This is a genomic window from Actinomadura terrae, from assembly GCF_022751215.1.
GTDB classification, from domain to species: domain Bacteria; phylum Actinomycetota; class Actinomycetes; order Streptosporangiales; family Streptosporangiaceae; genus Spirillospora; species Spirillospora terrae.
The window spans coordinates 635757-645973 of record NZ_JAICDG010000001.1 but is presented as its reverse complement, the minus strand read 5'-3'; the positions used below and the strand labels follow the sequence as shown (position 1 = coordinate 645973).

Here is a 10217-nt window from a genome sequence, read left to right as displayed (position 1 = left end):
GGAGCTACGGAGTGCTCAGCCGCGCAGCTTGTGCCAGGGGCCCGTGATGGCGAAGGTGGCGCCCGGGTCGGACTGGCGGTTGGCGAACAGGATGCGGCCGTCGGGCGAGAACGTGACGCCGGTGAACTCGCTGCCGTTGAGGGCGTTGCGGGCCATCGCGAACGGCTTGTTCTGCTTGGTCGTGCCGACGAGGTACTGCTCGCCGTCGCCGTCCTCGGCCAGGATCACGCCGCCGCCGTAGGGCGAGACCGTGATGTTGTCCGGGCCGTCGAACCGGCCGCCCGGCTTGAAGATCAGCTGGAGCTCGATCTGGTTGCTGTTCGGGTCGTAGGTCCAGACCTGGCCGGCGTGGTCGGCGGCGGCCCCGTTGGCCTTATGCGCGAAGCTGCACACGAAGTACACCTTGCCGTGGCCCCACCAGGCGCCTTCGAGCTTCTGGCTGCGCGTGATCGTGTCGAACTGCTTGCGGACGGAGGTCTCCTTCGCCGACGGGTCGGGGACCTTCACCCAGCGGGCGTGCAGCTTCGTGCCGGGCTCCTGCACGATCGACAGGTCCGGGACGCCGCGCACGTTCAGCGCCTCAAGCCGTCCGCCCTGGAGGTAGGCGTGGTAGTCGCCGCGGTGCGCGCGGGGGCGGAACCGGTAGAACAGGCCGAACGGGCCCGCCGCGTCCTCGGTGAGGTAGGCGGTGAGCGTGTGCGGGTCGACGGCGACGGCCTCGTGCGCGAACCGGCCGAGACCCGTCAGCGGGACGGGCTTGGTGCGCTGGCCGTGCGGGTCGACCTCGAAGACCCAGCCGTGGGTCTTGGTCTGGGCCGAGAAGCCCTCGGTCTCCTCGCAGGTGAGCCAGGTGCCCCAGGGGGTGCGGCCGCCGGCGCAGTTGGTGGACGTGCCGGCGAGGCTCACGTACTGGGAGAGCAGGTTCCCTTCGCGGTCGACCTCCAGCGTGGACGTGCCGCCCCAGGCCGCCGGGTCGTAGGTCCACTCGGGCCGGGCGACGGCGCGGGTGCCGTTGTTGCTTTGCTCGTGGTTGCGGACGAGCCGGGTGCGGTCCGGCTTGCTGCCCGGGAACGTCGCCGTCCCGTCGTGGTGGCCGGGGACGACGCCGCCCCCGGAGATGGGCTCGCCCTCCACCGACAGCGTCTTGTACGAGAAGCCCTCGGGCAGGTCCAGGACGCCCTTCGGGTCGGGGATCAGCGGGCCGTAGCCGTGGGCCTCGCCGACATCGGCGCCCGCGGAGGTCTGGAAGAGCGAGTCGAGGCTTCCGGCCAGGGCGATGGACAGCGCGCCTGCGGCGCCGCCCTTCACCACACCGCGACGGGACACGGACATGGGCACTCCTTCACAACGCGTGGTGGGATCACGCGGGAGCCTGGTCCTCGCCTCTGAACCGGGGGTGAACGAGCGCCCGACGAACGGCAAACCCCCAGGGCAATCTTGCTTTGGTCCCGCATTGGGCCCGCTTTGGGACGTCCCGAAGGCGGCCCCGGCGCCGTCCGGCGCGCGCTCGCGCACGGACGGTCGCCGCGGGCGCACACGCGGAATCCACCCCGCCGGAACGCCCCGGGTCAGAGCTCGGCCTCGGCGTAGTCCTCCGGGGTCGCCTCGATGCGCGGCTGGGAGCGCTCCAGCAGGTCGAACGCCTCGTCCACCGAGGCCGTCCAGCCGACGGCGTCGAAGACCTTCGCGCGGGCGAACCCCTGCTCGACGAGCCCGGTCATCAGCGCGCGCAGCGGCTCGTAGACGCCGGTCGGGTCGAGGATGACGACGGGCTTGTCGTGCATGCCGAGCGTGCGGGCCGTCCAGATCTCGAACAGCTCCTCCAGCGTGCCGATCCCGCCGGGCAGGACGAGGAACGCGTCGCTGCGCCGGTCCATCTCGCCCTTGCGGGCGCGCATGTCGGGGGTGACGACCAGCTCGTCGTTCTCCTCGTCGGAGATCTCCACCTTGACCAGGCCCTCGGGGATCACCCCGACGGTCGTGGCGCCGCCGGCCCGCGCGGCGCGGGCGACGGCGCCCATGCACGACACCTGGGCGCCGCCGCTGACCAGGCTGTGCCCGCGCCGGGCCAGCTCGGCGCCGACCCGCTCGGCCAGCTCCAGATACCCCTTGTCGATCTTGCTGCTGGAGGCGCAGAACACGCAGACGGCGAGCGCCATCAGGTGCCGTCCACGCCCTGCGCGGCCGCCTCGGCCACCGCGGCCTCCTCCTGGATGCGCCGCTCGGCCTCCAGGTGCGCGTCGACGATGACCTGGACGACCTCGTCGGGGTCGTCGGTGAGGTGGATCAGGTCCATGTCCTCGGGGGAGATCTTCGCCGAGGACAGCATGGTCTGCTTGACCCACTCGAGCAGGCCGCCCCAGAACTCGGTGCCGACGAGCACGATCGGGAACCGGGTGATCTTCTTGGTCTGGACGAGCGTGATCGCCTCGAACAGCTCGTCGAGCGTCCCGAACCCGCCCGGGAGCACCACGAACGCCTGGCTGTACTTCACGAACATCGTCTTGCGGACGAAGAAGTAGCGGAACTCCAAGCCGATGTCGATGTGGTCGTTCAGCTTCTGCTCGAACGGCAGCTCGATCCCGAGCCCGACCGACACCCCGCCGTTCTCGTCGCAGCCCTTGTTGGCGGCCTCCATGATCCCCGGCCCGCCGCCGGTGATCACGGCGTAGCCCGCCTCGTGCAGCCTGGCGCCGATCTCGACGGCCTGCTCGTACTCGGGCGTACCGGGCTTGGTGCGGGCGCTGCCGAACACGCTGACGGCCTTCGGCAGCTCGGCGAGCAGGCCGAACCCCTCGACGAACTCCGCCTGGATCCGCAGCACCCGCCAGGGGTCGGCGTGCAGCCAGTCGGACTTGCCGCGGTCGTCGAGCAGCCGCTGGTCGGTGGTCGTCTGCGGGACGGCCCGGCCGCGCAGCATCGCCGGCCCCTGCCGGCGCGCGGGAGGGTTCACTTCGGATGTCATGGGCCCAACGGTAGCCAAGTACCAGAACCCTCACCTGCCGAATTACTTCAGCCCGGCCGTGTCCGGCTCCGGCACGTCCGGGCCCGGCTCCGTGGCGGCGGCCCGGCGGCCGGGCAGCAGCACCAGCGCGACGAGCACCGCGACCAGGGCGAGCGCGGCGCTGGTGAGCATGCCGTCCTGGAAGCCCTCGTTGAGCGCAACGGCCCGCACCCGCTCCCCGGCGGCGAACACGTCCTCGGTGGCGGCGGTGGACACCGCGACCGTGATCGCGAGGCCGAGCGCGCCGCCGACCTGCTGGGTGGTGTTGATCAGCCCGGACGCGAGGCCCGACTCGTCCGCGGCGGCCCCGGCGGTGGCCGCGATCGTGACGGCGACGAACGCCGTCCCGCCGCCGATCCCCATCACCAGGGACGGGCCGAGGACGTCCTGCCAGTAGTCGCCGGGCGCCGACACCCGCGAGAACCACGCGAGGCCCGCCGCCGCGACCGCCAGCCCGGCGGCCAGCGCGGGGCGCGGGCCGAACCGCGTGACGAGCCCGGACCCGGCGCCCGCGCCGAGCGCCATCGCGATCGCGACCGGGAGCTGCCCGAGCCCCGCCCTGACCGGCCCGTACTCCATGACCTGCTGGAGGTAGAGGGTCATCACGTAGAACATCGGGAAGACCGCCATCGTCATCAGGACGGCCGCGAGGTTGCCGCCGCTCAGCTCGCGGCTCCGGAAGACCGACAGCGGCACCAGCGGGTTCCGGACGCGGGCCTCCACCAGCACGAACGCGGCGAGCAGCAGCAGCGCCGCCCCGCCGAGGCCGTAGGTCTGGGCGGAGTTCCAGCCCGCGTCGCCCGCGTCCACCAGCGTGTAGACGAGCAGCGCGAGGCCGCCGGTGACGGTCGCGGCGCCGAGCAGGTCGAAGCCGCGGACGGCGGTGTCGCGCGCCTCGGGCAGCAGGACCGGCGCGAGCGCGATCGCGGCGGCGCCGATCGGGACGTTGACGAACAGCACCGCCTCCCAGCCGAGCCAGTCGGTGAGCAGCCCGCCGAGGATCGCCCCGGCGGCTCCGCCCGCGCCCGCGACGGCGCCGAACAGCCCGAGCGCGCGGTTGCGCTCGGGGCCCGGCGCGTACAGCGTCATGATCAGCGACAGCGCGGCGGGGGCGACGAGCGCGGCGCCGAGCCCCTGAACGGCGCGCGCGCCGACGAGCCATCCGCCGCTCTGCGCGAGGCCGCCGCCGAGCGAGGCGAGCGTGAACAGGGCGAGCCCGGCGACGAACATCCGGCGGCGTCCGGCGAGGTCGGCGACCCGCCCGCCGAACAGTAGGAACCCGCCGAACGTGAGCGTGTAGGCGTTCCCGATCCAGGACAGGTCGGCCTGGTCGAAGCGCAGCTCGCGGCCGATGGACGGCAGGGCCACGTTGACGATCGAGGCGTCCAGCACGAGGACGAACTGGACGGTGACGAGCAGGGCGAGGGCGAGCCCCCGGTGCCGTCCCGGCATGGGCGGTCAGCTCCTAAGTCGAAGGGGAATTCCGATTCCGCTTGTGCCCGGGGACGATACGGAATCGCGATTCCGGTTGTCAATTCGTGGTTGACTGGGAGCGATGTCCACGACCGACGAGCGCCCCGCCGCCGAGCGCCCCCCTGACGGGCGGCCCGCCGACGGGCGCCCGATGCGCGCCGACGCCCGCCGCAACCGGCGCCGCGTCCTGGACGCCGCGCGCGCGGTCTTCGAGGAGCACGGCGACGCCGCCCAGATGGAGGACATCGCCCGCCGCGCCGGTGTCGGCATCGGCACGATCTACCGGCACTTCCCGACCAAGAAGGCGCTGATCGACGAGCTGACCTACCAGTGGATGGAGGACGGCGCGGTCAACGCCGCCAAGGCGCTCCTGCTGGAGGACCCCTGGGAGGCGCTCGCGGCGTTCGTCCGGAGCAGCTCCGAGGTGATGGTCCGCAACCGGGGGCTGCGCAGGGTGTACGGCGACATGGTCAACGTCCTGGACTCGCCCGACAACGTGCACCACGAGCTGCGCGCCAACGTCAGCGAACTGATCGACCGCGCGCACGCGGCGGGCGCGCTACGCGCGGACGTCGGGTTCACGCAGTTCCAGTCGCTGATGTGCGGTCTGGCCATGGCCACCGCGCGCTCCGGGCCGGGCGAGCACCACATCTACGTCGAAGTGATCCTCAAGGGCATGCGCGCCTGATTCAGAGCCCGACTTCAGTGATCTTGAGCGGGCGGCCGGTCAGCGCGGCCAGCGACGCCGCGTAGCCGGGCCCGGCGGACAGGTCCGCGAGCCGCACGGGCGACACTGCGGCGTCGCCGTCCCAGGCCACGACCTCGGCGGGGGCGTCCGGGGGCGAGAGGTGGATCGCGCTCATCGAGGCGGCGAGCCCGTGGCCGGTGGCCTTCAGGATCGCCTCCTTGCGGCTCCAGTAGGCGTGGAAGGCGCTCCGGCGCCGTTCCGGCGGCAGCGCCGCGAGGGCCTCACGCTCGGCGGCGGCCAGGACCATCTCCGCGAGCCGCTCGACGTCGCGGTCGCTCTCCTGCTCCACGTCCACGCCGATGCCGGAGCCCTCGGTGATCGCGAGGACGACGCGGTCGCCGGAGTGCGACAGCGAGAAGTCCACGCCGTGGCCGGGCAGACGGGGCTTGCCGTGGGACGCGCCGCAGTGCGGGCAGTCGGTGCTGAAGGTGATCTCGCCCACCGCGAGCCCGGTGACCTCGGCGAGGACGGTGCGCGCCAGGAACCGCCCGGTGACGAAGCGGGCCCGGTCGGCCGGACGGCGGAACCGGTCGTACCGCTCGCGCTCCCCCGCGTCCAGCAGGTCGCGCATCACCGGCTCGTCGGTGGGCGCCGCCCAGTGCACGGCGCATTCGAGCATGTCCACGACGGCGATGATAGGACTTTGGCATGGGCCTCGATTTGTACTCGGACGTGGCGGACCTGACGGCGGCGATCGTCGACATCGAATCGGTGAGCGGCGCGGAGAAGGCGCTCGCCGACGCCGTCGAGGACGCGCTGCGCGCGCTCCCCCACCTCACGGTGACGCGCGACGGTAACAATGTTGTGGCACGCACGGGACTCGGGCATGGCGAGCGGGTCGTTCTCGCAGGTCACCTGGACACCGTCCCGCTGAACGGGAACCTGCCCTCTCGCGTGGAGGGCGACCGGCTCTACGGCTGCGGGACCAGCGACATGAAGAGCGGCGTCGCGGTCGCGCTGAAGCTGGCCGCCGCGCTCACCGCGCCGACCCGCGACATCACCTACGTCTTCTACGAGTGCGAGGAGATCGAGGCCGAGCGCAACGGGCTCACGCGACTCTCAGCGACGCGTCCCGAACTGCTGCACGGCGACTTCGCGGTGCTGATGGAGCCGACCGGCGGGCTGATCGAGGGCGGCTGCCAGGGGACGCTGCGGGCCGAGGTCACCGCGCGGGGCGAGCGGGCGCACAGCGCACGCCCCTGGATGGGCTCGAACGCGATCCACACCGCCGGCGGCATCCTGGACGTGCTGCGCGCGTACGAGCCGTCCCGTCCGGTGGTGGACGGGCTGGAGTACCGCGAGGCCATGAACGCGGTGTTCGTGCGCGGCGGCGTCGCCGGGAACGTCATCCCGGACGAGTGCGTCGTCACCGTCAACTACCGGTTCGCGCCCGACAAGTCGTTCGCGGAGGCCGAGGAGGCCACGCGCGCGCTGTTCACCGGCTTCGACGTGCGGATCATCGACGGCGCGGCGGCGGCGCGGCCGGGGCTGACGCACCCGGCGGCGGAGGCGTTCGTCGCGGCGACCGGCGCGGAGGTCCGCGCCAAGCTCGGCTGGACGGACGTGGCGCGCTTCTCCGAGCTCGGCGTCCCGGCGGTCAACTTCGGGCCGGGAGAGCCCACCCTCGCCCACACCAAGGACGAATACGTGGAGCTCCCCCTGATCACCGACTGCGAGACCCGTATGCGCGCCTGGCTGACCGCCTGAGGCAAACGTCAGGCGTTCACTCCGTGGTCGCGCAGGATCTGGTTCAGCGCCGACTTGTCGTGCCGCTGGCCCTCTTCGAGCCGCTTGAGGATCAGGACGGCGGGCAGCCCGAACGTCCCGCCCGCGAACTCCTTGGTGCGGGTGCCGCCGACCGCGACGCACCAGTCGGGGATGCGGCCGCGGCTGATCTCCTCGCCCGTCTCCACGTCGATGACCGGCATGGACGCCGACAGGTTCGTGCCGGAGCCGACCATCGCGCCGCGCCCGACCCGGGCCCCCTCGACGATCATCGAGCGGCTGCCGATCATCGCCTCGTCCTCGATGATCACGGGCTTGGCGTTCGGCGGCTCCAGCACGCCGCCGATGCCGACGCCGCCGGACAGGTGCACGTTCCTGCCGATCTGCGCGCACGACCCGACGGTCGCCCACGTGTCGACCATCGTGCCCGAGTCGACGTAGGCGCCGATGTTGGTGAACGAGGGCATCAGCACCACGCCGGGCGCCAGGTAGGAGCCCCAGCGGGCGATCGCGCCCGGGACGACGCGGACGCCGTCCAGCCGGCTCTTGAGCGGGATGCGGTCGTGGTAGCGGAAGTCGCCGACCTGGGAGCGCACCATCCCGAGGACTTTGAAGCTCAGTAGGATCGCGCGCTTGGCCCGCTCGTCGACGATCACCTCGTCGGACGCGGGGTCGACGACGGCGACGCGGGCCTCGCCGAGGTCGATCTGGTCGACGGCGGCCACGATGGCCGCGCGCGCGTCGGCGTCGTCCGGCGAGAGGTCGGCGCGCCGCTCCCACAGCTCGTCGATGACGCCGGAGATCGGGCTGGTGAACGTTTCGGTCATGGCCCTTGAGCTTACTGCCGCCCATCTCCCGGTACCGTCGTCGCGTGGCAGTTTGGGCGAGGTTGAAGGCGCGTCCCACGGAGGGGCGGACCCGCGGGGGCGGCCCCCCGTGGCGGTGGACGGTGATCTCCGCGATCGCCGTGGTCGCCGTGGTCGTCGGCGGCTACGCGGTTTTCCAGCGCGCCCGGCCCTACCTGCACGGATCCGGCTGCGAGGTGCGCGCCGCCGCGGGCAAGATGCCGCTGGACCTCGACCAGGCCGCCAACGCCGCCACGATCGCCGCCGTGGCCTTCCGCAAGCAGCTCCCCGAGCGCGCCACGGTGATCGCCTACGCGACCGCGATCCAGGAGTCGCATATCCGCAACCTGCCGGGCGGAGACCGTGATTCGGTCGGCATGTTCCAGCAGCGCCCGTCCCAGGGCTGGGGCAAGCCGGCGCAGCTCCGCGACCCCGTCCAGGCGACGAGCAAGTTCTTCGACGCCCTCGTGAAGGTCAAGGACTACCTCGACCGCGACCTGCACGACTCCGCGCAGCGGGTGCAGCGCAGCGCCGACGGCCGCGCCTACGCGCAGCACGAGCCCGACGGCAAGCTGCTCGCCCGCGTGTTCACCGGCCGCGAGCCCGGCTCGGCGCGCTGCTGGTACCCGCCCGACAAGAAGACCTCGCCGCGCCGGGCGGAGGCGATCCGCGAGATGCGCCGCGCGTTCGGCGGACGCCTCCAGGTGGACGCCCCGAAGGGCACGGCCCCCGCGTGGGACGCGGTCCGCGTGACCAACGCCCGCGCGGGCTGGGCCGTCGCCGCTTGGAGCGTGACGCACGCGCAGATCTACGGCCTCGCCGAGGTCCGGTACGGGGGCAAGCACTGGAAGTCGGACGCGGGCCACGACGGCTGGACGAAGGACGAGGACGCCCCCACCGACCACGTCATCATCCAGTGATCGCCGGGGGCGCCCCGCGTCCGCTCACTTGCTGGGGACCGCCTCGGGCACGGCGGCGGTGACCGGGGCGTCCTGCGCCTCGCCGCGCGAGTTGGCGGCGCGCAGCCCGACGAGCGCGGCGGCGAACAGGAAGATGCTGCTGGTCAGCAGCGCCCGGGAGAAGCCGCCGGTCAGCGCCTCCGCGGGCGGGCGGTGGTCGGCGAGCAGGTCGTTCGTCCGACCGGTGGCGACCGCGGAGAAGATCGCCAGGCCGATCGCCCCGCCGATCTGCTGCGAGGCGTTGATCAGCGCGGCGGCGAGGCCCGCCCGGTCCGGCGGGACGTTGGCGTTGGCGGCCGTGGTGAGCCCCACGAACACCAGGCCGAGTCCGATCGAGGCGATCAGCAGGCCGGGCAGCAGGTCCTGGACGTACGACCCGTCCACCGGAATGCGCGACAGCAGGTAGACGCCCGCGCCGGAGATCAGCATCCCTGCGATGATCAGCGCCCGGGACCCGATCTTCGGGATCAGCTGCGACGCCGCCCCGGCGGAGACCGCCACCCCCGCGCACAGCGGCAGGTACGCCGAGCCGGTCTTCAGCGGCGAGTACTCGAGCACGTTCTCCATGTAGAGGCTGAGGTAGAAGAACATCGACGCGATGCCCGCCACGGCGACCAGCATCGCGACGTCGGCGGCGCCGAGCCCCCGGATCCGGAAGATCGACAGCGGCAGCAGCGGGTTGCTGCCCCGGTGCTCGTTGAACAGGAACGCCAGCAGCATCACCGCCGTCCCACCGAGCCCGCCGATGGTGCGCGTCTCGCCCCACCCGACATCGGGCGCCTTGACCAGCGTGAACACCAGCAGCAGCATCGCGCCCGTCACCAGGACGGTGCCGAGGAAGTCGAAGTTCGCGAGCCGCGCCGTCCGCCGGTCGCCCTCCACGAGCAGGAGCAGCCCGGCGACCACCACCACGCAGACGGGCACGTTGACGAGCATCACCCAGCGCCAGCCGGGCCCGTCGGTCAGCAGCCCGCCGAGCAGCACGCCCGCCGCCGACGCGCCGCCCGCGACGCCGCCCCACACGCCGAGCGCCGTGTTGCGGTCCTTGCCCTCCTTGAACATCGTCGTGAGGATCGACAGCGTCCCGGGCAGCATCAGCGCGGCGCCGACGCCCTGCGCGAGCCGCGACCCGATCAGCATTCCCGGGTCCTGCGCGAACCCGCCGGACACCGACGACAGCGAGAACACCACGGTCCCGGTGAGCACGATCCTGCGGCGTCCGAGCAGGTCGGCGAGCCGCCCGCCGAGCAGCATGAACCCGCCGTAGGTCAGCAGGTACCCCGAGGGCACCCATTGCAGGTCCTGGACGCTGAAGTCCAGGTCGCTGCGAATCGCGGGCAGCGCCACGTTGACGATCGAGGCGTCGATGAAGTCGAGGAACGCGATCGCGCACAGCAGCGTCAGCGTGAGCTTGCCGCGCCCGGTCGCGAGGAAGGACGGTTCTGCCATTGGTGATTCTCCGA

Annotated in this window: 10 protein-coding genes; 3 read left to right on the top strand and 7 right to left on the bottom strand. The window is 72.4% G+C overall.

Annotated features, from left to right (window positions below; genetic code table 11):
- Window positions 1-15: 15 nt before the first annotated feature.
- The 4 genes from K2F47_RS02825 to K2F47_RS02810 form a co-directional block, all read right to left on the bottom strand.
- Window positions 16-1332 carry an alkaline phosphatase PhoX gene (locus K2F47_RS02825; protein ID WP_242901067.1) on the bottom strand — a complete coding sequence of 439 codons (1317 nt, stop codon included), beginning with the start codon at window positions 1330-1332 and terminating at the stop codon, window positions 16-18.
- A gap of 236 nt (window positions 1333-1568) precedes the next feature.
- On the bottom strand, window positions 1569-2159 hold the full coding sequence (locus K2F47_RS02820; RefSeq protein WP_242901066.1) for an LOG family protein: 591 nt from the start codon (window positions 2157-2159) through the stop codon (window positions 1569-1571).
- Complete coding sequence (locus K2F47_RS02815) at window positions 2159-2965, bottom strand: LOG family protein (protein ID WP_242901065.1); 807 nt, start codon at window positions 2963-2965, stop codon at window positions 2159-2161. Before K2F47_RS02815 ends, K2F47_RS02820 begins: the two co-directional genes overlap by 1 nt.
- Window positions 2966-3007: 42 nt before the next feature.
- Window positions 3008-4456 carry an MFS transporter gene (locus K2F47_RS02810; protein WP_242901064.1) on the bottom strand — a complete coding sequence of 483 codons (1449 nt, stop codon included), beginning with the start codon at window positions 4454-4456 and terminating at the stop codon, window positions 3008-3010.
- Between the two features lie 103 nt (window positions 4457-4559).
- Here K2F47_RS02810 and K2F47_RS02805 point away from each other — a divergent pair, with 103 nt between their 5' ends.
- Window positions 4560-5165 carry a TetR/AcrR family transcriptional regulator gene (locus tag K2F47_RS02805; protein ID WP_242901063.1) on the top strand — a complete coding sequence of 202 codons (606 nt, stop codon included), beginning with the start codon at window positions 4560-4562 and terminating at the stop codon, window positions 5163-5165.
- Window position 5166: 1 nt separating this feature from the next.
- Here the strand turns inward: K2F47_RS02805 and K2F47_RS02800 are convergent, their stop codons facing one another.
- On the bottom strand, window positions 5167-5844 hold the full coding sequence (locus K2F47_RS02800) for a 4'-phosphopantetheinyl transferase family protein (RefSeq protein WP_242902543.1): 678 nt from the start codon (window positions 5842-5844) through the stop codon (window positions 5167-5169).
- A 29-nt stretch (window positions 5845-5873) separates the two neighbouring features.
- On the opposite strand from K2F47_RS02800, the gene dapE reads away from it, so the two are divergent.
- Window positions 5874-6932, top strand: coding sequence for a succinyl-diaminopimelate desuccinylase (gene dapE, locus K2F47_RS02795; protein WP_242901062.1), 1059 nt, complete (start codon window positions 5874-5876; stop codon window positions 6930-6932).
- Window positions 6933-6940: 8 nt separating this feature from the next.
- On the opposite strand, the gene K2F47_RS02790 is transcribed toward dapE, so the two are convergent.
- On the bottom strand, window positions 6941-7777 hold the full coding sequence (locus K2F47_RS02790) for a 2,3,4,5-tetrahydropyridine-2,6-dicarboxylate N-succinyltransferase (protein ID WP_242901061.1): 837 nt from the start codon (window positions 7775-7777) through the stop codon (window positions 6941-6943).
- A gap of 44 nt (window positions 7778-7821) precedes the next feature.
- Between K2F47_RS02790 and K2F47_RS02785 the strand changes: the two genes are divergently transcribed.
- Entirely contained in the window at window positions 7822-8715 is an 894-nt protein-coding gene (locus tag K2F47_RS02785; protein WP_242901060.1) for a hypothetical protein, read from the top strand.
- A gap of 24 nt (window positions 8716-8739) precedes the next feature.
- On the opposite strand, the gene K2F47_RS02780 is transcribed toward K2F47_RS02785, so the two are convergent.
- Window positions 8740-10203 (bottom strand): MFS transporter, encoded by a 1464-nt coding sequence (locus K2F47_RS02780; protein WP_242901059.1) that lies wholly within the window; start codon window positions 10201-10203, stop codon window positions 8740-8742.
- Window positions 10204-10217 lie beyond the last annotated feature (14 nt).